The sequence below is a fragment of the Paenibacillus sp. RS8 genome, assembly GCF_041956825.1.
Taxonomy (GTDB): Bacteria; Bacillota; Bacilli; order Paenibacillales; family Paenibacillaceae; genus Paenibacillus_AQ.
The window spans coordinates 1,464,103-1,488,262 of the sequence record NZ_CP168131.1; the positions used below are offsets into that span (position 1 = coordinate 1,464,103).

A 24,160-nucleotide genomic window follows, 5' to 3' on the forward strand; every position below is an offset into this window, starting at 1 on the left:
CTCCTAATTAATGTAATTTTGCATCGATAAAGGCTGTCTGACTTCAATATCGAAATCAATCATATAGTCAGAAATGCCAATTTGCTTCATGATCTTCACGATTGCAGAGCCTCGATGATTGACGATTTCAAGAATATCTTTTATTTCAAAAACAATTGATCCTTCACCACGATAAGATGTAAAACGTAACTTATTATCGCTTTCTACATGTTCAAAAACTTCAAGGCTGTCATGTACCACACGTTTCATAGCAGCCTTATGCCCTTCTGTTTTCCCTGCTACATCGAGAGTGATTTGAAAATCAGCCATACAAAAAATGCTGTTATCCTTAACCGTTCTAATGCCAAGCGACATAACACCAAGCCGATCAACAAGTTTCTTATTAATCTCTCGAAGTGCTCCTTTGATACCCTTCTCACGAACGAGAATGTGTATGGACTTGCAGCCATCCAAGTTCTGTTCCTGTCGGTTTTGGTTGGTTTTGATTTTATCCTCGATGGTTTGGTTCCTCCTTTAATATTGCTGTGTTATTTGCTTGCTACCTAAATATAAGTTAGACAGGCTACTTTCTCATTTTCCACCCATCATTCATTTAAAAGTTGGGGACAAAAAAATAAGAGCACAGTAAATGTGCCCTTAAAAAATATTTATTTATCTTTTCGTAGTTTAAAACTGGGTGCCATGATCAATTGGCCTATGAAGGAACTGCTTGCTTCTTGATATTGATAGGCGTAAATTCCAACTTTATCGCAAAACTTCAGGTATTCGTTTTGGATTTCCTGTTCAAAGTTTGCCACGTCCTTGATGCTCGTATTACCGCTCTCTAGATTTGCAAGCTCTTCCTTACAATTGTTAATCACATCTTCAAGATACGCCTTGCGCCTCTCTATATAACCTCTTTTGGCTGTTTCAATTTGCTCTTCGCTGAAATTGTTAACTTCATTCCGTACACTTTGAATTGTAGATCTAGCAGATCGTTCAATATAACTGCAACTCTCAATTTTTAATTTCATCGAATCGATTTGTCCCATTTGGGTTTCGTTCAATAAAGATGTCTTTTCTAAAAACTGTTCATATGCAAAGCGGAAGTTTTGTATTTCCTCAATAGTCTTTTTGTTTCGTTTTCTGTCTTCCTTATTTTGTAGGGATAGACTCTCAACTAATTCCAAGATATTCTGTTTCTCTTCCTTCTTTTTAATTTGAAGTTTAAGGCGCGACCGCTTTTCCTCAGCTGATAATTTGCCTGCAGGTTGAGGTATTTTATCGTTTGTAAGATAGCGTCGTAATATGTGAACAAGCAGAGAGTCAATTTGTGATTGTCTTGCTTCTACCCTTTTGTACTCCTCTTCTTGAAGCCATTGAGCTCTTAATGCTTCATTTTCCTCTTTTAAATCTGGACTTTTGCAATTGTCATCGTCGATCATTCGAGTTAATAGCTCTTGGTTATTATCATGATATCCCGAACGAGCGAGGTCCAGGGAATAATTATGCTTAAAAGCATTGTATGTCCACTCATCTAGTTGCTGATAAATTTGAATCATAATGTCTGCTCGCTCCTGCTTCGTGATGAGCTCGATCGCTGCAATAGATTCAGCAATCTTATTGGACAAATGAGTAGCCGCATACGATTCCTTTAACGCATTTTGATACAAGGGGTGAGACATTATTTCATATTTTAAATGGTTTGGCATTTTTTCAATTTCATTGAAAAGACTTGTGTAGTAAGAGCCTATATCCTCCACACTAATATTATTAATTTGACGGTTTTCTCGAAAAAAGGGGTGTTCTGGGAGAGACTTCAATATCACTCGGAAAAGAGGATACCACTCCCAACTAAACTCATACTCACTCAACTGATCTTCAGGGTCTTTTTTAAACATATTATAACCCTGGTCGTCAAAACCATACACCTCACAAAATCGTTTGAATCTATTATCGAAGGATGAACTACCCCATCCTAAATCACTCAATAGTTCCTTTAAATCTGCATTTCCATAATGCTCTTTATTTCCACGACTCATGGGGCATCCTCCCAGTATGTTTTAATGAGTTCTTTAATAGCAGATGACTACTCAGCTTATTACAACAATAATAACACATACATTTATTGCGCTAACTTGTATTGAAATACTAAGTAAGACTCTTCAGCATCTTCCTATAATCGATTAGAAGTTTATTTAACTTTTCTATAGGTTATGGATTCTTAACACGTTTGCATAAGGGGAATAGATTCTTATCCAAACGAGATACTTATTTCTTAAATTGAATTTTTTTCTATAAACTATATGTATTTTTTATCCATGTAATAAAGAAATATCCCTGAGTCTCAAAGGACTTAGGGATATTTGAATTGAGTTTAAGTTATTTTCTTAACCAATTTTAGTTTTACTTTTGGCTGTAATTCACCTTGCTCACTGGTTATTTGAATATCGGTATCAATATCGTAATTTTTGAATAATGCAACAACTAGAATAACGGCTAGCGCAATAATAGCGGTTATGACAACAGACTCCGTTATGCCGACAGCCGCTAAGGCTCCGGCCGACACTACTGCAGGAGTCTTCTCCAACGCAGCCAGTTTATGCTTGGCCTTATAACCTGCGCTGACGTGTTTAGCTAGCTCTCCTACAACGATGATGGTACCGTATCTCTTGCTTACAGCATCCTCCAACTGAGCCTTAGTGCTGATCGTGACTTGCCGATCTGAGAACGTCTGTGCCTGACGAAATCGCTTGTTGTCTTGTTTCTCTGCTCTTCTCACCGCTGCTTCCGCTTTTGTCATGTCTATCTTGTTTCTCAGCATGTCAAAAAAAAGAATTGCCAAGTGCTACGCCTCCGTTCTACTATCTATTATTTATAGATTCCCCATGTCCTTTAGAAGCGACATGGGGACTTCTAAATTTATAAAGACTGGTTACTTCGTAGCAGCTTCCAGAAGCATCAGGATGTCAGCATATCCATTATCCCTTGCCGTACTTAGGGCAAAGTCATTTGGAACTGCACCTGCTTGAAGCAGCAGCTTCACTGTTGAAGCTTTTCCGCTGTATGCTGCTGAACTGAGCGGTGACGTAAAGGAATAGCCTAAATTCGGGTCGGCTCCCTGGGACAGCAGATAAGTGATGATTTCATCATTGCCTTTAAGTGCTGCTGCCATCAGCGGAGTCCGGTTTTGGGGTAGAGCGTTAGCATCGACATGGTTTGTTCCGACTAGACGCTGTACTTCGCTAAGCACTCCGTCCTCAGCCGCCTGCACGAGACCCATCTCGCCTGTGTAACTCGTCACTGTTCCTTTATCCAGACGCGCTTGCGCCTCATCGTCAAACTCAATGGCCTGACCTTTGCCGCGATTGGCCTGTAACTGATACTCTTCTATAGCAGTAAAGATATTACCGGCTACGAAAACTGTTACAGGAGCATCATACTGAACGCCAAGACGATTGAGCACACTGATTTGAGACTTGCCTGCGGAAATCCCTACCATTTCGATGACATCTTCTTTAGCCAGCTTCTTAGAACCAGCGTAGAAAATCTGGAAGAACAAGCCCCCGCTTTCATTCTCTCCATAGGCCATAGTGGTGATCTGTCCATTTTTTGCGGCCAATTCCTGTACGTCGAAGATTCGGATTCGATTAACCTCAGTAATTGTGGAGCTGTACTGGGCTGGATTTTTTGACATATTAGCTGAACTTACCTGTTTTGCTTTGTCGTAGAGAGAGAACTTGTCCCGATTAGTCGCAAAGAACGCGTCACTGTTACTCTCCAGAATCTTATAGGTAGCATCTGGCATCTTGACACCTGTAGACGTTTCGCTCTTTATCGCATCCCGCATGACAGTGGCATAGCCTTTATACACGCCGCTATCCGCTTTCGGAAGCTGGGATTTGTCAGTTGAAATGAGGACGGAACGAGAAGGGCTATCCCATTCGACCTTCTCACCAAGAGCTTCACCGATGAAGCGTAGCGGCACCATTGTACTGCCATTTATGATTTGTGGAGCAGCATCCAATGCCACTTTGGTTTCCCCGATCCAAGCGCCTTTCCAACCAATCTGCAAGCGGATGACCTTGTCACCTTTTGTAGCGTCGATGATTTGCTGCTTGCCATCCCACTTGACCGTTGCACCTAGTGCCTCGAAAATGGCCCGCATGGGAACCAATGTTGATCCGTCCTTGATGATTGCCGATTGTTCGAAGGTTTGTAGTTTTCCTTTCAGATACACGTTAATCGTGCTGTCTGCAAGGGCAGTCCCAGCTTGTGCGAGCAGCATTGTAGCGACGGTAAGTGTAGTGATAATTTGTTTTTTTACTTTCATCTGTATATTCCTCCGGTTTGAGAGCCTATCAATGCTCTGTTGTTGTATTTATGGATGTTAAAGGGATTTGGAAATTGCACGACTCCACTTACCTCGCCCTGTAACGACGAACCAGTGGGTTTTACTGTTTTGGTGGGTGAGTTTTATAGAGTTGGTATAGGGATCAAGAACGATGCTATGGACTTTTTATATCGCAGAATATCGGCCAGATTCATTGAAATCGTTCCTTCACCTATATTCATACCGTGACCTATAAAGAGTAGCCGCTGATTGCTAAGGATGAGCTTCCCTCCTTGGGAAATGAGCGTAAAACGCGCACGATTGGCCTTGCCTTACTTAATAAGAACTTCTCCTTCATTCATGAGAATCATGGGATGAGCCTCCTTGTAGTTGTAATATGGTTTGATTTTGTAAGAAAAGATAATACTTTATCTTGTTTTATAACATTGTGTAATACCATCCGATGGAAAGCTGATATCACAGTGTAAAAACTTGGGACTCACGTACTATATACCGATTATAAGAACTTATAAGTATTTATTCAATACTATATTATAGTTTAATAGCCTTCTTGCCTTTCTATTCCTTCACTACTATCGGGATAAGAGGTGGTACGAATGTCTGAATTTCTTAAATTCGTAGGAGCAAAATTACGTAGGCTCAGAAAGGTAAGAGGCTTTTCACAGGCGGAGCTCGCGCACCGTGCTGAGTTGCAGGATACCTATATAGGTGGGGTTGAACGAGGGGAACGAAATATTTCCTTACTGACGTTGGAGAAGATAGTGAACGTTCTTGAGGTGGAAGCATCCGAGGCGTTCCTGTTTCATGATCTTGACCCTGAACAGGATGCAACTGAAATAGAGCAGGTTTTAAAAATACATGATTCATTGCTAAGAGGGAGAAGCCTGGAAGAAGTACGCATGGTACATCGGATAGTGAAGGATATGCTGGAGACGTTTGATACGAGTAGGGAAGGGAACAAATATTAACTAACACCGGAATCAGAGTCGTTAAGTTCCCTTTTCTGACGTAGTTGTTTTTCTAAAATCAGATCTTCAAGTCGAATTTCCAGAAGCTTAGCTTGTACGCGTGATTCAATGGCTTGTACAGCCAGCAGTATTTCTTTTAGTATTTCTGGATGAAGTGTTTCCTTGCTCTCTCTGATAAACCTCAATAATTGAACCATAATTAGCTGACAGGTATCTGTTTGTGCCAACAAGTCCTCCTCATGTTCAATCAGGCGGGTATGTTCGGCTCTCAGGCGTTCTATGGCTGTTCACCCCCTTTCCCTATTTGAGGCTTCCTGAGCTTCCGAAGAAACATAGAACGGTAGAGACAATTCAGAAACCCACCCCAGCGCCAGTTCAATTGGACTACCCTCCATAATTGGTGGACCATCTGCCCACTCATCCTCTTTGGTAAACTGGATCTCAGTGGGAGTCATCTCAATATACATATCGCTTCCGTCAAAATAAGGATTTATGGATTGATCTTCATGATAGGTTAGGGCCACCCTTACTTTGATGGTGGCAGATTGCAGATGCTCAACTCTTTCCTGTTCTATTGCTGCTAATGCCAGAAAGTGAATTGTACCTTCAGGATCTAATGATGTTTTGAGAAAATCAAAAATCCGTTGTTGCTGTTGCTTGTTCATAGTTAGCCTCCGTTTTTTGATATTTTTGAGAAGATATAAATGTAAAAGACCCCTACTCCGATTTAGGAATAGGGGTTTGTCCTCCTTTCTTGCAAGTACCTTACATACTTAACATGATAATAATATCTACTTATACTTTGTTACAATTCGGTTGAACCTAGTATTATGGGAAAATCATACAAAATTTTATCCAACCTTTGATCTGATAATGTTATCATTGCAATACTAACTTATGGATTGGAAGAAACTATATGTCGATCAAACTTGCAGTAGCTCTGGAAGACAATAAAGTATTTAGGCACATAAGTGAACGAATAGACCACTCAAAATCATATACTTGTCCTATTTGTTCGGCAGTAGTCCAAAGTAAAAAGGGACAAGAGCGTCAGCATCACTTTGCTCATGCTCCAGGCTCTAATTGCTCAGCAAACGAGGAAACTATACTCCACTTTAATGCAAAGCACTACCTTGCTTATTGTATAAAAAATAAAATTGATATTGTATTTAATGCACCACTAGAAGTCATTCCACCTAAACTAAAAAACATTTTTTCCAGCCTCGGTATGAAGGAATACCCGTTGTCTCTTATCTCCCTTGCTTCATTTTATAAAAGTCGTGGGGCAAGAGTTGAAAAAGGAATTGGACCTTATATTGCTGATGTCATTATGCTTCTGCATGAGAAAAGTATAATGAAAGATGCATCAGAGACTGGCTTCGTTTTTGAGATTTTTGTAACTCATGAAATGGAACAGGAAAAGCAGAAATGGTTCATTGATCATAATGTCAATTTCCTTGAACTTGTACCTAAATCTGTTGACGACAATACTTTTGTATTTCTAGTTCAACGATTATGTATTCCTGATTATTTCTCAGATTTGCAAACGAAGTTCATACAATCGAGTACAGATACTTTCCACCGTGAAATAAGCGAAATTGTTAGTAAGAATATTCAAATAGAAGAAGTTCAAAAAGTTGAAAAAGCTCTAAAGCTTAAAGCGTGGGATTGGGTGGTTGACCATATTCTTTACACGGATGATTTACGTGCATGGGTACCTGATGAAATACAAGATAAAATGAAAAATATAACTGTTAAGCCCCTCTGGGATCATGAAATAAGAAAAGTTAAGATGTTTGGAGCCAATTATAAAAAGGTCAGGGAGCATAGAATGGTCTTTGCATTGGATGATTCAAATCGAGAATTTCTTATTTTAAATGAAAAGATCCTTCTTGCCGAATTGCTAAAGGTACTATCAGTTGCATACCCCGCTGAAATGATTATTGGTAAGTCTCTACAAGGAAAAGAAGGGGTCATTGGATTCCGCTTTCATAATCTTATTGATCCAATTAATTATGATATAGAATGGAAAAGTAATATACAGCGAATTTTTAAGTCTGTCAGGAGTCGCTTGGAACATGGATTAGAGGACAACGAGGATTGATTAAAATGGAGAAAATCCTGTATATAAGACTATCCGATACATAAAACCACTCTTTCCATAATGAGTGGTTTTATGTGAAATTGTTATTACACACCCAAGTCCAATACAGAAACAAAAAGAATAATCAAGGACCTAACTTTTATAAACATGCGTAATCCTCAAACAAATTATCAAGCTCTTGATTATTGTTTAACCGAAGAGCGCGAATCCTAATTTCTGGATTATTGAAGTCTAACCTTAAAATTCTTCTATCCTCAACACGTTGCATCTCTATTCTACCAAATGCAAGACCGTGATCACGTGCAAACGACGCTAACCCTTTGGCTTTGGCTGCTGCATCTGCTAAACTTCCTGTATGCGGTTCAAGTAAATCTATGACCATCCCATCTGTACCACGTCTTATAATAATGAAATCAGGATAACCCGGCTTCCATTCACCACCATATTCATAGACGTAACAGAGGGCCCATGATTTTCTAGGAACATTTCTAAGCCATGCAAGACAACCCTCTAGTTCTCTAGACAAGACTTCCTCTTCCCAGTTTCCAAGTTCTGTTCTGAAGTCCCCATTGGTGTCACTGAACAAGTGTTTTTTGTATATCCTACCATTTTCTGATTTAGGCAAAGAAACACTATCAGTTAGAACTAACATTCCTGCCTCAGGAATTCGTGCAGATGCCCATATTTCGTCATAAACTTGTCTCTTACTACTTGGTAAATTTGCTATTGAGCTATGATTTCTATCTCGCAAGGTCTTGATTTGTGATCTTGCAGTAGATTGAAGCTCTGACCATATTTCTTCTCTCTGTAATAAAAGAAACAGCTCCAACTTTGCTCTATATGGTGCACTTTCGTCATAGTTCTTTCGTAGGTATTCTAAACATAGTTCATTACCTAGTCTTTGTTTGGCTAATCTAAACAAGTCATCAACATTTTTTTCTGTAACTTCAATTGTCTCTTGTACGCTCTCTCTAACCTCAAATGTACTTTGGTCTATTATCAGGGGCTTCACCGTAATAACAGAAAGTTCCTCAATCGCTTGTCGAAATTCAGGATTGGCCTGTAGTAGCTGATTCCTTTTTTGAATTAGAGTATTAATAATTATTGATCTAGAATCAGCTAATGCCTCCTTATCTATATCATGAAGGACTGTAAGTAAATAAGAAAAACGTAATAAGCGACGAATATCCGGTATCTTCCTACCTTGTCGAAAAGTATAGGTAGGGAGACAACTTAAGGATGAAAAAATGTCCATTGTTAGTATCGATATTCCTTTACTATTAGGCTTTTCTCTTATAATAGGGGGCTGGACCTCGTTCGACTCTCCCACTTTGTATAAAGAATTTTCTTGGTCCGTTAAAAGTAAATCATCTTTTTTAAAAGCTATAAATTCAGTAGCACTATTTAATTCTTGTTGTTCGAATTCTTTAGTTAATGGATTCTCTAAATGGCATTCAGAATTCTGATCTTCCGTTTCGATATCCTTTATTGAGGGTGACATACTCCCTCTTTCTTGTAATCCCAATTTTTTAACTTGAGATATAGGATATCCTAATTCCTGCGAACTGTCGTTAGAATCAAAATCTTGATACTCGAACAATGAATCTCTATAATCTGTCTCTAAAAGAGATTCGCCGTTTCTATTAATTTCACTGTAAGAGAATTCATTTAATCTTAGTTCTATTAAATCTGAAGCCAGTTTTATTTCAGTTGCTGGAACATTTTCCGAATCACCTTTTAGCTTTTCAATCACTGCATTTAAATTCACTTTATCATAATAAGGCAAGTATAAATGCACATCATTCAATGATTCATTTCCTTCTACTTTCCGGGCAAGAGGTGTTCTTACCATTCGCCCAATAAGTTGTGCAATTAATGTTGCATCCTGTGCTCTTCGGAAGGACATCATGACTTCAGCACGAGGACAATCCCACCCCGTAGTAAGAGCCATCTTAAAAAAGATAAATTTAATATTGTCATCTGCATCAATTTTGGATGCTTCTAAATGTCTTATTCTATGGGAATTTGTTAATAGCTCCTTATCCTCCTGAAAACTATGAGCTAAATCTTCGTCTTTCAATGATCCTACTTCTTCTTCTATGATGCTGACCGCAAGTTCTAAGTCTGTTTTAGTTATCTTACCAGTTGTACCATCTTCAACTTGGATAACCATTATAGGGCTTACTATATCTAATTTTTGGTGCACGCAATATCTGTGCCATTCATCACGCATAACCTTCCAACGATAAACAGCTGCCTTAAGTAAGGACCAATCATTCGGTTGTTTGTCGTCTGGAATACGTACTACTAGTCGTTCCTTTAGTAATCCCGACTGCCTTACTTTTTCGACATCTACATTCACTTTATATAAATGTCTTTCGCTTGTTCCAACCAGTTTCACAAAACGATCTGGAGTAGCGGATATCCCGATTATCAATGAAATTGGAGAGATCTCCTTTGAGCCTAGTAGAAATTTTTGGACTATGGTTATTGCCTCTGTTTCTTGAGCAGAGGTTTTATTCATTCCACGGTGTGCTTCATCTATTACTATATAAAAACGGTCGTTTAGACGCTTTGATGAGTTTTCAATCGTATTCCATATAGTCCATGTACGATTATCACCTTTGGTCGTGAGGTTTTTATCTTTTCCCAATTTTTGATAATTTAAGAAGTACACATGGCCTCCTTCGAATACTTCCTCATCAAAATCTGGACCAATCACTTTTAACTGATGGGCCCTTAATGTTCCTGAGGCTTTGAAGATTCTTTTGCGAGATTGCTCATTTAGTTCAGGTTGATCCGACAACCATAAAAAAACTGCATCTGGTTCACTGGCAAACCCCTCTACGCCCATAAATACACTCTCTATTAGAGCCGTCATCATAACGGTTTTACCTGAACCCGTAGGGGCGGAAAGGAGAACTGCTTCGGTTTCTCCCTCAGCAACATATCTTTTTGCCTTTTTTAGTTTTTCTGTTAGTTCAACAACATACTCTTCCTGAAAATCCATTAGGCGAATATTCATTTTCTTACCTCCCCTGTATTAATGCGGAAGTTATCAAGATAATTACGATAAAGTTGAATAACATTCGGCGAATTAATTTCTTCTTGCATTGCCAAAAATGCCTCATTGGAATCAGTCACTAAGAACACATAACTCAAATCTTGATGTAGCCCTATTTCTTTTCTAAACTGTGGGAATGCAGTCTCATTAATAAGTACTGCAAAGGGACAATCTTTCGGAAATAAATAGTCCTCATTACCAATTACATTTGGTATAGGACCAATAGCGCCAGCCATCATCCAAAGAAGAGGCAGTATACGAGAGAATTCGTGACCAAGTTCAACATTAGTTGGATCAAGAAAATCTAATCTTACATAATCAAGATTCTCATCAAGACCATCAGAGAGAGACTGAACTTCATCAATATCTTTATATAATGGTGGAAGTGATGCCATTATGCGTTCTTTCGCCAACTTAAAAGCCTTATTATTTGGAAGAGTTAAGACAATAGTCGTTAGATGACCCCCATATTGTGAAACTTCCTTACAATAATCCTCAAGTTTTTCCATGTCGAATAAAACAGAAATTTCTTCATCTTTCTGTAAATACCATGGACTATTGTCTATCTTACTTTGGGTTATTCCAATAACAGCAGCTAATTGTTTTTTAGCTTGTAGCTTTATCAACTGATCTGATGTTGTAAAGGACAATGGTCTAAATACTCTTGGTACATCTACTCTTATTTTTCTCCCTGTGAACATTTCGCCGCTTAGCTTTGTTCCATCGTCTCTATATCCATTTAAAATGTATTTACACCTAGGAAAAGTTACAGACTGACAAATACCATTGGCTTCCCAATTCGAATCGCCTGGTTGAAGACCTTGTTTTTTTAGTATTTTTGCTTGTCGGTCTTGAACCTCATTATTGGTAATCAAAATGCATTGGCGTTTTCCATCATCCATCATATTAAGTAACGAGACAGCATGAAGAGTTGAACCTGAGCCAGCAAAAAAGTCAACAATAATAGCGTTTGGACGATCACGCACGACTGCAGCTATACAGTCTTTTACTGCATAAACAGATTTGGGGAATGGAAAAGCATCTCTTCTTCCAAGAACATTATTTAAGTGAGTAGTTCCATGTGTACCTGCATCATGAAGAGAATCCCACCAAACAGTCTTTAACTTTTGTGTTGTAGGAGTTCTCTCCCATATATTCACAGTCCATGTTTGCCTTACTGTATTAAAACGTCCAAGAACTACCCGTCTTTCATTAATAAGTGATTGCATTTTGGAGGGGATAAACCTCCAACATCTTTGATTACCCTCAGCATCAATCGGCCAAATTGGAACTAATCCATCGACCATTTCAAACGTGGGCTGCAACTCTAATGGCAATAAGGATTCCCCTGCTTTTACAATTTTTTTTGAATGAGGATCTAGGTAAAGCGCATAGAATTGATTCTTTCTTTGATGGCGATAACTTGATTCCCCACCACGTCGACGTGCGTGTCGTAATTCCCAAAGGTCAATTTCTTCTTCTGGAAACGGTAAATCTGATACAAAGTCCATGTCACCATCTTCAAAAATATCTTCTTCAATTAATTCATCTTCAAAGTCATCGTTGCTCCCAAAATCTTTACTCACTTCTTCTGCTTGTAGATGATCAACTTTCACAAAGGGTTTTGTTGGCTTTCCCACAATAATACTCTCACCAAGATTAGGCACACAAAATATTGCGTACTCATCAACACGTGCAAAATTCAATTTTCCGGTCCCTTTTGGATTCATAACAATAGTTACTGTATGCCGAAGATGAGAAGGAAAAATTTGTTCTAATAAAACCCCAAGGTTATGAATCTCATGTTCATCAATTGTAACAATAAGAACACCATCAGGCCTGAGAATCCTTTTCGCCAACAGAAGTCTTTTTTGCATAAAGGATAACCATTTACTATGTTTCCACTGATCTGTATTATCAACATAATTATTATTGTACTTCCAGTCTCTAGCACCAGTATTATAGGGGGGATCTATATAAATGCAATCTACTTTTCCCTGATGAGTATATTCTAGACATTGTAACGCATGAAAGTTATCCGCTTCTATTAAAATATGATGTGGCTTTTCCGAATTACGTATAATACTTTCTACTGGTACAAGTGTAGGATATATAGGTTCCCCGAATCTTTTAACAACAACTACCTCTTCAATGGAAAGTGATTCCAAAACATTATCACTTTCACGTAAACAATTTACCATACTATCTGCTACTGATTGAACTTTATAGGTCTCGTCCATTGATTCAGTCTTTTTGGCGATTCTTACTCCTTTTTTTATTTGAGAGTTATATAAAGGTATCAACTCTGGCATGTGGTCTTCAAAAACAAGGCCGAATTTCTTTTCATTTTTTAACTTTCTTACTTCAGATAATATTTTTTCACGTAAACGCGGATCCTGAATCTCACTTATTACATCCTCTAAATGCGCCATACAATTTCACTCCTATATAACTCAATAGCATCTCATCAGTATATAGAGTTGCACTTACATCTTACTACAAGTCTTTAAAATCAGCGATAAGTGATATAACAATGCTAGAATAATCCTTTTATTAATTTATATGTATTACTCAGTTTAAATAGGAGTACATCCGTCTGAAGCATTCCAAATCCCACTGTCAACTTAGTTTACTTATACTAATCATTAAAAATTTAGCCGTCACTTATGATACGGTTCCCCCCGATTTATCTTCACCGCGCGATAGATCTGCTCCACCAGCACCAGGCGCATGAGCTGATGGGGCAGCGTCATGCGCCCAAAGCTCATGCGCTGCTGCGCGCGGCGCATGACCTCATCGGAGAGCCCGTGGCTCCCTCCGATGACGAACACGACATGGCTCGTCCCGTAGGTGCCGAGCCTGTCAATTTCTGCGGCAAGCTCTTCCGAGCTCCATAGCTTGCCGTCAATCGCGAGCGCAATGACATGCGCCTCGCTCTTTATGTGCGCGAGGATGCGTTCCCCCTCGCGTGCCTTAACAATACCGACCTCTGCTTCGCTTAGAGAGTCGGGTGCTTTTTCATCTGCCACCTCAATCATCTGAAACTTCAGGTACGGTGTCAGCCGTTTAGCATACTCCGCGATGCCATTAATCAAGTACTTTTCCTTCAATTTTCCTACGCCAATAATTTGAATAAGCATAAGTGCCTCCTGTCAAAATCCTCTATAGAAATAGCAAAAGGACGCGCAATAGGCCGTCCCTTGTAGTTTTAGCAAGTAGCTTCCTAATCTTTCGCATTCCTTAAATGTCCTATTCTTCAGACAATCCATCCCCTACTTACTCTCCTCCCGCTCCTCCATTGCAAAATCCGGCTTTTCCCCAGCTTCATAAGCACACAATATAGAATCCAGCAAACCTGGGAACCTTGCGTTAAGATCCTCCGTTCGCAGCGACAGTATGCGCTGGGTTCCTTGAACCCGCGTAAACACAACCCCTGACTCGCGCAGCGTACGGGCATGATGAGACATGGTGGATTTGGCGATCGGAACGTTGAAGCCGTTGCAAGCCTGTTCTCCATTTCTATGAATATCCGATACGATATGGAGGCGAATCGGATCGCTGAGCGCATACAATACGGAAGCAAGCTGAATGTCCTTGCGGTCCGGATGAAATAGTATTTTCATGGATGATTATCCCCTTTGTCCTACTTTTAATGCGAAAAAAATATTGGTGCTCCTAATTGCATTTTATATCAACGCATGCTATATTTCAATTGTTCGTAAGTAATCGAACTATTAAACAATAATAAAAGGAGTGCTTCGCACATGACTTCTGTAAATAACCTTTCCGCGAATGCGGATCATGAAGCCTCCGCTCCGGAAGCGACTCTTCCACGGGAAGGCCTGCTGACTCTTCTGTTCAGCATCGCTGTGGTTCTCGTCATCATGAATACAGCCATGTTCAATCTGGCACTGCCTGATGTAACTGAAGCCTTCGGCATTACAGCTGCATCCGCTTCTTGGATTGTTACCGGGTATTCCATTATGTTTTCGATTGCCTCAATCACGTACAGCCGGCTCTCTGATTTCTTGCCGATCCGCCGCCTGCTGGTGATAGGTCTGTTGACGCTGGGCTTTGCGGCTGTAGCCGGCTTCTTCAGCACCAACTTTATCTTTCTGCTTATCGTGCGCATTCTACAGGCGTCGGGCGCGGGCGCTGTAATGTCCTTATCTCTTGTTCTGTTTACACGTTATGTCCCGCAAGCCCGTCGCGGCAAAGCGATGGCGACGATTATGTCAGCCGTTTCACTCGGCCTAGGCCTTGGTCCGGTCGCGGGCGGAGCCATCGTCGAATATCTCGGCTGGATCTGGTTGTTCGCTGTAACGGCAGCTATTTTGCTTCTCGTGCCGTTGTTCCTTATCCTGCTGCCTAAAGAGGTGGCCACCCGAGGCTCCTTCGATGTGCTTGGTGGGCTGCTCTTGGGCGTCGGCACCACCGGTCTGCTGCTGTTCCTGACTAGTGGGCTGTGGGTGGCCTTGGTCGCTGGACTTCTTGCCATCGCTTTATTTGTTGGCCGGATCCGCAGCACGCCCGACCCATTTGTAATGCCCGCGCTTTTCCGTAACCGCTCATATCTCGTGCTGGCGGTGGTCGGAATCGCCTCCTATCTGTGCAGCTTCGCCACCTTGTTCCTGCTGCCACAGATTTTGACTCATCGCTTTGGCTTCAGTGCAAGTCATGCCGGGCTTGTAATCTTTCCAGGATCGCTGCTCGCAATCTTCGTTTCCCGTTCTGTCGGACGAATCATCGACCGTTATGGCAATGCGGGGATATTGCGCTTCGCTCCACTGCTTGTGCTGACTGCTACCGTCCTGTTCGCTGTTTTTGCGGGGCGATCCTGGATTGCCGTCATGCTCATCTATATGATTATGAGTCTTGCCTTCACTACATTGTCTAGTAGTGTATCCAATGAAATCTCACGGATTCTGCCTTCCTCACAAATCGGCTCCGGGATGGGACTGTTCCAGCTACTGCAATTCTTTAGCGGTGCCTTCAGCGTAGCTATGGCTGCAAGCGCACTGGAATGGCAGCGTGGGCTGCCGCTCCGGGCCGCCTACTCCAACATTTACTGGGGACTCTCTATTGCGGCGCTAATTGCCATCATCTCAGCCATTGTCTACCGCCGTAACAGCCGAGGTAGTTCACTGGCTAACATGACAGATGCGGCAGATGCATAAGACTAATGAGCCCTCCAATATATTATTCTACGCAAAAACACCTTGCAGCCCATTTTGGGACTGACCCCCGTTTGTGAGACAGGGATCAAAACACCTTACAAGTTTAAGTAGCCAGTCGCCGGAAATCCATCGGTGACTGGTTATTTAGTTTCGCTTGAATTCGAAATGAGTTATAGTAAATGATGTAGTCTCGAATGGTCTCTACAACGATTGCAGTCGTTGTAGATGTGAGATCTTCGAGGTAGAACGTTTCAGACTTTAGGGTGGAATGAAACGATTCAATGGGGGCATTATCAGCGGGCGTTCCTTTACGGGACATGCTCATGGTAATGCCTTTTCCTTTTACAGCTTCCTGGTACGCAAAGGACGTATACACGCTGCCCTGGTCGCTATGCAGCAACATCTTTTCCTGCTTTGGAAGTTGATTTAACGTATCCAACACCAAAGAGGTATCTTGTTTATCTGCTATACTGTAAGCCACAATCTCACCATTGTACAAGTCTAGAATGCTGGAGAAGTACAACATCTTCCCGCCAAATGGCAAATAGGTAATGTCCGTGACGAGTTTTTGCAGAGGTGCTTCTGCATGAAACTGTCGCTTGAGCAGATTTTCAAAGGAGTGTACAGATTGCCCAGTCACCTTTCGTTTTTTCATCCTCACGCGGCACTGAAGCCCCTCACACTGCATGATCCGCTGGACTCGCTTGTGATTTATACTCTGCTCTATCCGAAGGAGCGCCGTGATTTTCCGGTACCCGTAGCGGAATTTATGACGGATGCAAAGCTCCCGGATTTTCTCCACCACTTTGTCTGTATGCTTTGTCCCCACAGCTGCTTTCCAGCGGTAGTAAGTCGTTCTTGCGATTCCGAGCCATCTACAAGCCTCAGACACCGTCACTTCGTTTCGAATGGATTCGATCCAGGCAATAACGGCCTCTGGTTCCACCTCCTCTCCAACTCCTCGTACTTTTTTAGCAGTTCTAATTGTTGTTTTAAGAATCGGTTCTCTGCCTTTACTCTTTCGAGCTCCGAAGAGTCCTCCGGACCTTTTCCATAGCTGTACTGTTTACCCACCGGCTGCTGCAAACGATGCCGTTCACCATTTCGATTCCATCTCATCCATGTCTTTAGCTGTGTCTTATTCCGTATTCCGAGCTGCTCCATAACCTCTTTCACAGGTACGCCTGCTAATCTCATTTCTATAGCTTTCATCTTTATTTCCACGGGATAACTTACTCTGGTTGCCAATGCAAAAACACCTCCAAGATGATCTCCTTATCTTACGACAAGGTTCCATTCTTTTGAAGGTGTTTTGATTTGTCTCACGTTATGGGGTCAGTCCCTTTTGGGACTGCAAGGTGTTTTTTTATAAGTCTTAAAGGTCTCTTAGACCACCAAATATTCAGCGTTCTTCTCACATTGGGTGCACTTTGCCGGCGGGTCCCAGTCAGAGAATTCCGTTTCCTTCAAATCCACTACATCTGGTGCATCTTCATACTCGTCCACAAACAAATCAATAGCTAATTCCACATGTTCTTTACATACTACATACATTCAACCAAGCATCCCATTCTGTGCCGCTACGGCCTAATACTCCTTCTATTGTTCTACCATACTTCCCACGAAAATGGAACTCCTATCTATCCATTCCAGCGATCTGTTCATCCATTGTCTATATTCTTGCCCTTCACCAAAAAAAGATTCCTCCCACCCCGAAGGGCAAAAGGAATCTCATCACTTCTCTCTCTATTTTCTATAAATATTATCTTAAACTCTCCATCCTACCCTAGAAACTCCACCGGACGATCCAGCTCATATAATCTGCGGTAACGCGGTTCTTTTTTCATCAGCTCAGCATGGGTTCCACGCATTTCTACCGAGCCATTTTCCATAAAAATCACTTCATCCATCTGCTCCGCACCGACCAAATGATGCGTTACCCAAATTAGTGACTTACCCTTCATGGCTTCGAACATTGTCTTCAAAAGATCACGTTCCGTCCGCGGGTCCAACCCTACAGTCGGTTCGTCTAGTATGACGACAGGTGTATTTTGCAGCAAAATACGAGCTAACGCTATCCGCTGACGCTCTCCACCAGAGAATCGTTGCCCTGCTTCACGGACAAAGGTATCATATCCATCTGGCAACGAGGAGATCAACGTATCCATTTTGGCTAAGGCGCCAGCTTCTTTAATCGCTTGTTCGGAAGCCTTCGGATCACCCATACGAATATTGTTGGCTACCGTAGTGTCGAATAAGTGTGGGCTCTGATTAAGCACCGCTATAATAGAAGGAATATGCTCACCATAGGCATCTGCAGCGATACCATTAATCGTAACCGAGCCGTCAGAAGGCTCAATAACACCTTGAATAGCCTTTAATAACGTCGATTTACCCGCACCACTTCGGCCGATGATCGCAATCTTTTTACCTTGTGGAATGTCGAGGCTGAGATCGCGAACCGACCAGTTAGCCTCTGAACCATAGTAGTAACCTACATTTTCGAGCTTGATGTGAGCACTCTTCATGGCCTGAGGTAGAGCATCGACTACAGTTACTTTTTCAGAGACGATGTTCTGCTCAGTTCCATTTACACCAGACAATCGCTCTAAGGAGTTACGGTACTGCGGGATTTTCTCCACCGCTTCAGACACTGGCAGAAAGGCATCTGCTACAGGAAAAACAACCAGTACGAACGCCGCAATCAATGTGCCCGCAATAGCACCATCTGCAAACTCTCCAGCGGCCCAATACAGCATAGAAAGCACGCCAATCCCAATTACCGCTTGCCCAATGAACGTACGAAGGCGTGCCCAACTGCGCAGCGCTGCATCGGTTTGGGCTACTTTTCTCTCATCTGCTTCATAAGTGTCTACGAACTGGCTTTGCCGCCCACTAATGACCCAATCACCCATGCCAAGCACGGCGTCAGTCAGCTTTTGATAAAGACGATTACGCTCTACTTTCACTTCACGTTGGCGCTTCTGTGTGAAGAGCAGAGATAAGAACGGCAACACCACTACTAACACCAATATATACAGAGCCATCAATAGCGCAAAAGCGATATCAAAAGTACCCAGTGCAATCACAGCAGCCCCGTAAATCAGCAAAGCAATGACGCTTGGAAATACGGTGCGCAGATATACATTTTGTAAATATTCAATATCATCCGCAAGCATCCCGAGAATATCCCCAGTGCGGAAACGTGAGGACAGAAACAACGCTTGAGGCTCCAAAATATTGTACAAACGCACACGCATCTTAGATAGAATTCGCAAAATCGTGTCATGCCCAACTAGGCGTTCCACATAATGAATCACAGCCCGACTCGTCCCGAACGTCCGCACACCGACAATCGGTACATAGATCATTAGTATATTTTCGACAGGTGTAGATGCTTTTGAGATCAGAAATCCTGAGGTATACATTAATGATGAGGCTGTAAAAATCGTCAATGCCCCAAGCACGATAATAAGCACAAAACGCCAAAAATACGACGATACATACGGAGCAAACCATCCTTCACGTTTCAATGGATTCCCTCCAATTGCGACCCAATCAACTCATAATACGCACCCTTGCGGGCAAGCAACTCCTGATGGGTACCGATTTCTGCCACTTGTCCTTGCTTCATTACTACAATAATGTCCATATCCAGCATCCAGTGCAGGCGATGTGTTGCCAAAAAGACCAGCTTACCTTCAAAAAGAGGCACCATCGTCTCCTTCAGCTCATATTCGGTCTCAATATCCAGATGTGCCGTTGGCTCATCTAATAACATAATCGGACGACTGCTGAGTAAAGCTCGAGCCAACGCAACCCGCTGCTCCTGCCCACCACTGAACGAACGACCTCCGCCGCCGATCATTTCATCCAAGCCATTCGGAAGGGTCGCCACCAGCTCCGATAATCCGGTAGCTTTCACAGCTGCAGCCACAGCTTCCATAGAAGCCTCTGGGTAATAAAAGCGAATATTATCAGCCAATGTACCGCTAAAAATATAAGGACGCTGTGGGATATATGAAGTCTGCTTTCTCCAAGCCTCATCCGTTAATGCGCTAACCGTTGTACCGTTAACCGTGATACTTCCTGAAGTAGGGTGCAAAAAGCCCCCTAATATATCCACTAACGTAGATTTACCGGCCCCGCTCTCTCCGATAATTCCAATTTTGCTTGCTCCTTTAAATTGCAGGTTCACCGCTTCCAGCGAAGAAAGACCGGCTTCCTCGTATTTCACACTGACATCCTTTAATGTAATTACGCTATTTTTATGCCAAGTGAATATCTCTTCTGATGTTTTTGATGCAGAATCTAAGGCTTGATTACCATTAGAACCTACTACTTCAGCTTTCACTTCATCCTGATCTATAATGCTTTTCATTGCCTCAGCGGCTTCCTTACCATCGAGAGTAGCATGGAAATCTGAACCCACCAATCTGACAGGCAAGAAATATTCCGGTGCCAAGATCAGAATGGTTAAGCCAGTAACAAGCGTCATCTGATCGTTGACCAGACGCAGACCGAGACTTACTGCAACGGAAGCAACGGATAACATCGTAAAGAAGTCCAGTGCAAATGAGGACAAAAAGGCTACTCGCAGTGTACGCATCGTCGCCGAGCGATATCGATCGCTGACGGTGGCAATACTCGTGCTATGACTACGGCTGCGGCCCAGAAATTTCAGCGTTTCTAGCCCACGGAGGGAGTCTACGAAATGATTAGATAAGGTGCGATAAGATTTTAGCTGACGGTCCATCTGCTTGCGAGCCGTCATCCCGATCAAGATCATAAAAACAATAATAATCGGCATGGTGATCGTAAGAATAATCCCACTCGCGGTATCCATCTTGTAGATATAAATAAGCACCAAAATCGGTGTAATTGACATCCCTACCATTCTAGGGATAATCGCTTCTAAATATGTGCGGAACTTTGTTACACCTTCCAGCACAAGTGTGACAAGATCCCCGGTTCCACGCCCGCCCACCATTCTGGGTCCAAGCTGGAAGAGCTTATCCATCATTTCCCTCCGCATGTTGCTGCCCGTTGCTTCCGCAAAGCGGTAAGAGATACGGCTCATCAGCATGGCGCAAGCATGGCGCACTAGAAATGCAAGAAGGAACAATAGCGAAGTAGCCCATTGTTCCTTCAGAGGTTCTCCCGCAAATAGCGCAGAGATGACTTCTGCCAGCCATTTGGCCAGCAGAAGTATGGACATGCTTTGCACCAGGGTAAGGAGGCCAACGATCAGAAAGACCGGCTTAACTCCTTTATACCCAAGCAAATTTTTATCCATTAGTATTCAAGATGCTCCTTCTCGTGAACGCGTTTATGAAAGACAAAGTAACTCCAAATTTGATATCCCAATACGAATGGAAGGATGGTCAGTGCCACAATCGTCATTACCTTTAAAGAGTAATGTCCCGAAGCCGCATTGGTGATTGTCAAATTAAAGGCTTGATCGATTGAACTAATCATAACACGTGGGAATAGTCCTACAAAGACTGAAGTTACCGACAACGCCATTACTGCTCCTGTCATTCCAAAAGCGTAGCCATCCTTCTTCTTCTTCATAAAATAACCCGATAGCACAAAAGCGATAATTCCAAGCGCTACAATAATCATAAGAACCGTTCCGCGCTGTTCGAAGATATCAGTCATATTATAAGTCATAATCACAAAAGCAGTAAACAAAACTGCAAGTGGGATCAGCAATTTCTGTGCCATCTTCCGAGCACGAGCCTGTAGATCACCCACTGTACGCAGCGTTGTGAACATGAGACCATGCACCAAACAGAGAAGAACTACCGTAAGACCTGCTACTACAGTATATACATTCACGATATCTGTAAAACCTGCGTACATTTGCATATCGCCATCAATAGGCAAACCTTTAATAAAGCTGGCGAACACTACTGCAAGGAGGAACGGTGGGAGGAAGCTGCCAATAAAGATACAAGCATCCCAAGTTCTTTTCCAAGCTACAGAATCTCGTTTACCTCTGAACTCAAAAGCAACACCACGCGCAATCAAAGCTAATAAAGCAAAGACAAAAGGAATATAGAATCCGCTAAACAACGTTGCATACCATTCCGGAAAAGCCGCGAACATTGCGCCCGCACCCGTTAGTAGCCATACCTCATTAGCATCCCAGAAAGGTCCGATAGAGTTAATCAGTACCCGGCGCTCTGTATCATTTTTAACGAGAATCTGTGTTTCCATTCCTACGCCGAAATCAAAACCCTCCAGAAAGAAGAACCCTATAAACAGAACTGCAATCAGCACAAACCACAATTCATTAAGAGATATCATTGGGCGCCCTCCTCATTATATGGATCATGCGAATCCCCGTGATCGTTATCCATCGCATAAGGACCTTTTTTAATTACTTTCATAAACAAACCAATCAGTACTAATCCGAGAATTGCGTAAATCGTTGTAAAAGAAATAACAGAGAATAGAACCTGACCACTCGTAATATTAGGCGACACACTGTCTTCCGTGGTCATCAGTCCGAATACCGTCCATGGCTGACGCCCGAATTCGGTCATGACCCAACCCGCTGTATTCGCGATTGGAGGAAGCAGTAATCCCCATAACATAAACCGCATAAACCAGGTGTTTGGACGGTCCATTTTTTTGCGCCACATTAAATACATAGCGTACATACCCAGTACAATCATTAACGTTCCTGCTAGAACCATGATCCGGAAACTCCAGAATGTCGTACGTACAGGTGGAATATAGTCACCGGGGCCATAGGTTTGCTCATACTCAGCTTGCAGTTCAAGCATACCTTTAACTTCACCGGAAAATTTACTGTATGAAAGGAAGCTCAGCATATACGGAATTTGAAATTCTCCAGTACTTTCTTGCTTCTCTGGATCAATATTTGCCCATACGGTCCAAGGCGCTGGGTCACCACTCTTACCCCATAGTCCTTCGGAAGCCGCCATCTTCATAGGTTGAGTCTCAACCAAATACTGTGCTTGCGCATGGCCTGCCACGGCTACACCAATAGAAGAAATAATACCTACGATAGCTGCAATTTGAAAAGATTTCTTAAAGAAAGATACATCTTGTTTCTTCAATATCTTGTACGCACTAATACCCGTTACTAGGAAGGCACCTGTTGCATACGCAGCAAGAACCGTGTGCGGGAATTCAACCAACAATTGTCCGTTCGTAATAAGCGCGAAGAAATCATTCATTTCTGCACGACCATTATTAATCGCAAATCCTACTGGATGCTGCATAAAGGAGTTTGCTGCCAGGATCCAGAAAGCAGATAACATCGTACCGAATGCTACCAGCCAGATGGAGGCCAAGTGCACTCTCTTGGACACTTTGTCCCAGCCAAATATCCAGATTCCAATAAACGTAGACTCCAGAAAAAAGGCTGCCAATGCTTCTACTGCAAGCGGAGCCCCGAAGACATCACCCACAAAACGTGAATAATCAGACCAGTTCATCCCGAACTGAAATTCCTGCAAAATCCCTGTAACTACCCCTACTGCAAAATTGATGAGGAACAGCTTTCCCCAGAACTGCGCCATTCTTTTGTACTCTTCATTGCCTTTTCTAACGTACATGGTCTCCATAATGGCAATCAAGAGCGCTAGTCCGATTGATACCGGTACAAAGAAATAGTGGAATATTGTCGTCGACGCAAATTGTATACGCGACAGCATTACTGTATCCATATTTTTCCCTTCCTTCTCCCCTTTTCGTTAATTATATTGTGTCAAAAATTTAAACGTCTTTTTGTGATTAATGTCACACAAAGGGGTGTATTTAACGGTAAAATTCAAATGATTTGTGACAAAAATCACAATTTACCATAAAAAAAGCAAAAAAAATAAGACGGTTTAACCGTCTTGAAGTTGTTCACTGCTCTATAACAAGCTTGACTCATAAAGGCATTGGTTAGGTAATGGAAATACCCTTCTTCAGCGATTTGAGATCGCCATTCGAATTAAGCAATTGTGGTAGCATCTTCGTGCTGCGAACCATTGGAGAGTCACATAGACGGCAAGAAGGCGCATGTTCAAATGCGAAATTATCCCTCATCCATCCGTTGCATCCATCATTGGTACACGCCCAAATCGCGGTATTTTCTTCCGGTATTTCTTCCAAAGGTTTCTTCCGGTAGTTCATTGCCGTTCCTCCCATCCTGTAAGTCAATAGTGACTAACTAGATATAAAAAGACCGTCCCAACTTTCAAAAAGCTGGGACGGTTTCTTCTATTATTACAGTTTTACAACGTTTTCGGCTTGTGGTCCACGGTTGCCTTGAACAACGTTGAATTCAACGCGTTGGCCTTCGTCCAAAGTTTTGAAGCCGTCGCCAGTGATTGCGCTGAAGTGAACGAATACGTCGCTTCCGCCTTCAACTTCGATAAATCCGAATCCTTTTTCTGCGTTGAACCATTTAACTGTACCTGTTTGCATGTGTGTTACCTCCACAAATTTAAATTAATATGTTCTTTTTATCTTCAAACAAAGAAAAAATTC

Annotated in this window: 21 protein-coding genes; 3 read left to right on the forward strand and 18 right to left on the reverse strand. The window is 42.1% G+C overall.

Annotation, left to right across the window (positions count from 1 at the left end):
- Positions 1–3: 3 nt before the first annotated feature.
- The 4 genes from ACDZ28_RS07785 to ACDZ28_RS07800 form a co-directional block, all read right to left on the reverse strand.
- A complete protein-coding gene (locus tag ACDZ28_RS07785; RefSeq protein WP_375104403.1) occupies positions 4–453 on the reverse strand; it encodes a hypothetical protein in 450 nt (149 codons plus the stop codon).
- A gap of 194 nt (positions 454–647) precedes the next feature.
- Positions 648–2,021: a hypothetical protein gene (locus ACDZ28_RS07790; protein ID WP_375104404.1), complete on the reverse strand. Its 1,374-nt coding sequence runs from the start codon at positions 2,019–2,021 to the stop codon at positions 648–650.
- A gap of 335 nt (positions 2,022–2,356) precedes the next feature.
- Positions 2,357–2,824 (reverse strand): hypothetical protein, encoded by a 468-nt coding sequence (locus ACDZ28_RS07795; RefSeq protein ID WP_375104405.1) that lies wholly within the window; start codon positions 2,822–2,824, stop codon positions 2,357–2,359.
- 90 nt (positions 2,825–2,914) lie between these two features.
- On the reverse strand, positions 2,915–4,312 hold the full coding sequence (locus ACDZ28_RS07800; protein ID WP_375104406.1) for a stalk domain-containing protein: 1,398 nt from the start codon (positions 4,310–4,312) through the stop codon (positions 2,915–2,917).
- Positions 4,313–4,929: 617 nt separating this feature from the next.
- Between ACDZ28_RS07800 and ACDZ28_RS07805 the strand changes: the two genes are divergently transcribed.
- The gene (locus ACDZ28_RS07805) at positions 4,930–5,301 is read left to right on the forward strand and encodes a helix-turn-helix domain-containing protein (protein ID WP_375104407.1); all 372 of its coding nucleotides are present in this window, start codon (positions 4,930–4,932) and stop codon (positions 5,299–5,301) included.
- Here the strand turns inward: ACDZ28_RS07805 and ACDZ28_RS07810 are convergent.
- Together ACDZ28_RS07810 and ACDZ28_RS07815 are read right to left on the reverse strand one after the other, a co-directional pair.
- Complete coding sequence (locus tag ACDZ28_RS07810; RefSeq protein ID WP_375104408.1) at positions 5,298–5,528, reverse strand: hypothetical protein; 231 nt, start codon at positions 5,526–5,528, stop codon at positions 5,298–5,300. The two genes, ACDZ28_RS07805 and ACDZ28_RS07810, sit on opposite strands and share 4 nt — an antisense overlap.
- Positions 5,529–5,588: 60 nt before the next feature.
- Entirely contained in the window at positions 5,589–5,966 is a 378-nt protein-coding gene (locus ACDZ28_RS07815; protein WP_375104409.1) for a hypothetical protein, read from the reverse strand.
- Between the two features lie 251 nt (positions 5,967–6,217).
- Here ACDZ28_RS07815 and ACDZ28_RS07820 point away from each other — a divergent pair, with 251 nt between their 5' ends.
- A complete protein-coding gene (locus tag ACDZ28_RS07820) occupies positions 6,218–7,405 on the forward strand; it encodes a competence protein CoiA family protein (RefSeq protein WP_375104410.1) in 1,188 nt (395 codons plus the stop codon).
- 139 nt (positions 7,406–7,544) lie between these two features.
- On the opposite strand, the gene ACDZ28_RS07825 is transcribed toward ACDZ28_RS07820, so the two are convergent.
- From ACDZ28_RS07825 to ACDZ28_RS07840, 4 genes are all read right to left on the reverse strand, one after another.
- Complete coding sequence (locus ACDZ28_RS07825) at positions 7,545–10,430, reverse strand: DEAD/DEAH box helicase (protein WP_375104411.1); 2,886 nt, start codon at positions 10,428–10,430, stop codon at positions 7,545–7,547.
- Positions 10,427–12,901 carry a site-specific DNA-methyltransferase gene (locus ACDZ28_RS07830; RefSeq protein WP_375104412.1) on the reverse strand — a complete coding sequence of 825 codons (2,475 nt, stop codon included), beginning with the start codon at positions 12,899–12,901 and terminating at the stop codon, positions 10,427–10,429. Before ACDZ28_RS07830 ends, ACDZ28_RS07825 begins: the two co-directional genes overlap by 4 nt.
- 228 nt (positions 12,902–13,129) lie before the next feature.
- Positions 13,130–13,609, reverse strand: coding sequence for a 23S rRNA (pseudouridine(1915)-N(3))-methyltransferase RlmH (gene rlmH / locus ACDZ28_RS07835; protein WP_339288661.1), 480 nt, complete (start codon positions 13,607–13,609; stop codon positions 13,130–13,132).
- Between the two features lie 132 nt (positions 13,610–13,741).
- Positions 13,742–14,092 carry an ArsR/SmtB family transcription factor gene (locus tag ACDZ28_RS07840; protein WP_375104413.1) on the reverse strand — a complete coding sequence of 117 codons (351 nt, stop codon included), beginning with the start codon at positions 14,090–14,092 and terminating at the stop codon, positions 13,742–13,744.
- A gap of 141 nt (positions 14,093–14,233) precedes the next feature.
- Between ACDZ28_RS07840 and ACDZ28_RS07845 the strand changes: the two genes are divergently transcribed.
- Positions 14,234–15,646, forward strand: a complete 1,413-nt coding sequence (locus ACDZ28_RS07845; RefSeq protein ID WP_375104414.1) for an MFS transporter — start codon at positions 14,234–14,236, stop codon at positions 15,644–15,646.
- A gap of 103 nt (positions 15,647–15,749) precedes the next feature.
- Here the strand turns inward: ACDZ28_RS07845 and ACDZ28_RS07850 are convergent.
- From ACDZ28_RS07850 to ACDZ28_RS07885, 8 genes are all read right to left on the reverse strand, one after another.
- Positions 15,750–16,894, reverse strand: a protein-coding gene (locus ACDZ28_RS07850) for an IS3 family transposase (protein WP_339287325.1) whose coding sequence is annotated in 2 segments (ribosomal slippage) — positions 15,750–16,606 and positions 16,606–16,894 — 1,146 coding nt in all. Because the reading frame shifts where the segments join, the coding sequence is not laid out codon by codon here.
- Between the two features lie 138 nt (positions 16,895–17,032).
- On the reverse strand, positions 17,033–17,200 hold the full coding sequence (locus ACDZ28_RS07855) for a CxxH/CxxC protein (protein ID WP_076120603.1): 168 nt from the start codon (positions 17,198–17,200) through the stop codon (positions 17,033–17,035).
- Positions 17,201–17,427: 227 nt separating this feature from the next.
- Positions 17,428–19,179: a thiol reductant ABC exporter subunit CydC gene (gene cydC, locus ACDZ28_RS07860; RefSeq protein ID WP_339288665.1), complete on the reverse strand. Its 1,752-nt coding sequence runs from the start codon at positions 19,177–19,179 to the stop codon at positions 17,428–17,430.
- Positions 19,176–20,942, reverse strand: a complete 1,767-nt coding sequence (cydD, locus tag ACDZ28_RS07865; RefSeq protein ID WP_375104415.1) for a thiol reductant ABC exporter subunit CydD — start codon at positions 20,940–20,942, stop codon at positions 19,176–19,178. Before cydD ends, cydC begins: the two co-directional genes overlap by 4 nt.
- Entirely contained in the window at positions 20,942–21,958 is a 1,017-nt protein-coding gene (gene cydB / locus ACDZ28_RS07870) for a cytochrome d ubiquinol oxidase subunit II (protein ID WP_375104416.1), read from the reverse strand. The genes cydD and cydB overlap by 1 nt, the downstream gene beginning before the upstream one ends.
- A complete protein-coding gene (locus ACDZ28_RS07875; protein ID WP_042131697.1) occupies positions 21,955–23,349 on the reverse strand; it encodes a cytochrome ubiquinol oxidase subunit I in 1,395 nt (464 codons plus the stop codon). Before ACDZ28_RS07875 ends, cydB begins: the two co-directional genes overlap by 4 nt.
- A gap of 223 nt (positions 23,350–23,572) precedes the next feature.
- The gene (locus ACDZ28_RS07880; protein WP_042131698.1) at positions 23,573–23,803 is read right to left on the reverse strand and encodes a cold-shock protein; all 231 of its coding nucleotides are present in this window, start codon (positions 23,801–23,803) and stop codon (positions 23,573–23,575) included.
- A 93-nt stretch (positions 23,804–23,896) separates the two neighbouring features.
- Positions 23,897–24,097, reverse strand: a complete 201-nt coding sequence (locus tag ACDZ28_RS07885; protein ID WP_019914582.1) for a cold-shock protein — start codon at positions 24,095–24,097, stop codon at positions 23,897–23,899.
- Positions 24,098–24,160 lie beyond the last annotated feature (63 nt).

What these genes read in the sequence shown, in the direction of transcription:
- cydB (WP_375104416.1), bottom strand. Translation starts at nt 21,958, where the DNA reads ATGATATCTCTTAATGAATTGTGGTTTGTGCTGATTGCAGTTCTGTTT.
- ACDZ28_RS07815 (WP_375104409.1), bottom strand. Translation starts at nt 5,966, where the DNA reads ATGAACAAGCAACAGCAACAACGGATTTTTGATTTTCTCAAAACATCA.
- ACDZ28_RS07885 (WP_019914582.1), bottom strand. Translation starts at nt 24,097, where the DNA reads ATGCAAACAGGTACAGTTAAATGGTTCAACGCAGAAAAAGGATTCGGA.
- ACDZ28_RS07820 (WP_375104410.1), top strand. Translation starts at nt 6,218, where the DNA reads ATGTCGATCAAACTTGCAGTAGCTCTGGAAGACAATAAAGTATTTAGG.
- cydD (WP_375104415.1), bottom strand. Translation starts at nt 20,942, where the DNA reads ATGGATAAAAATTTGCTTGGGTATAAAGGAGTTAAGCCGGTCTTTCTG.
- ACDZ28_RS07790 (WP_375104404.1), bottom strand. Translation starts at nt 2,021, where the DNA reads ATGAGTCGTGGAAATAAAGAGCATTATGGAAATGCAGATTTAAAGGAA.
- ACDZ28_RS07805 (WP_375104407.1), top strand. Translation starts at nt 4,930, where the DNA reads ATGTCTGAATTTCTTAAATTCGTAGGAGCAAAATTACGTAGGCTCAGA.
- ACDZ28_RS07875 (WP_042131697.1), bottom strand. Translation starts at nt 23,349, where the DNA reads ATGGATACAGTAATGCTGTCGCGTATACAATTTGCGTCGACGACAATA.
- ACDZ28_RS07855 (WP_076120603.1), bottom strand. Translation starts at nt 17,200, where the DNA reads ATGTATGTAGTATGTAAAGAACATGTGGAATTAGCTATTGATTTGTTT.
- ACDZ28_RS07830 (WP_375104412.1), bottom strand. Translation starts at nt 12,901, where the DNA reads ATGGCGCATTTAGAGGATGTAATAAGTGAGATTCAGGATCCGCGTTTA.
- ACDZ28_RS07845 (WP_375104414.1), top strand. Translation starts at nt 14,234, where the DNA reads ATGACTTCTGTAAATAACCTTTCCGCGAATGCGGATCATGAAGCCTCC.
- ACDZ28_RS07825 (WP_375104411.1), bottom strand. Translation starts at nt 10,430, where the DNA reads ATGAATATTCGCCTAATGGATTTTCAGGAAGAGTATGTTGTTGAACTA.
- ACDZ28_RS07800 (WP_375104406.1), bottom strand. Translation starts at nt 4,312, where the DNA reads ATGAAAGTAAAAAAACAAATTATCACTACACTTACCGTCGCTACAATG.
- rlmH (WP_339288661.1), bottom strand. Translation starts at nt 13,609, where the DNA reads ATGCTTATTCAAATTATTGGCGTAGGAAAATTGAAGGAAAAGTACTTG.
- ACDZ28_RS07840 (WP_375104413.1), bottom strand. Translation starts at nt 14,092, where the DNA reads ATGAAAATACTATTTCATCCGGACCGCAAGGACATTCAGCTTGCTTCC.
- ACDZ28_RS07880 (WP_042131698.1), bottom strand. Translation starts at nt 23,803, where the DNA reads ATGAACTACCGGAAGAAACCTTTGGAAGAAATACCGGAAGAAAATACC.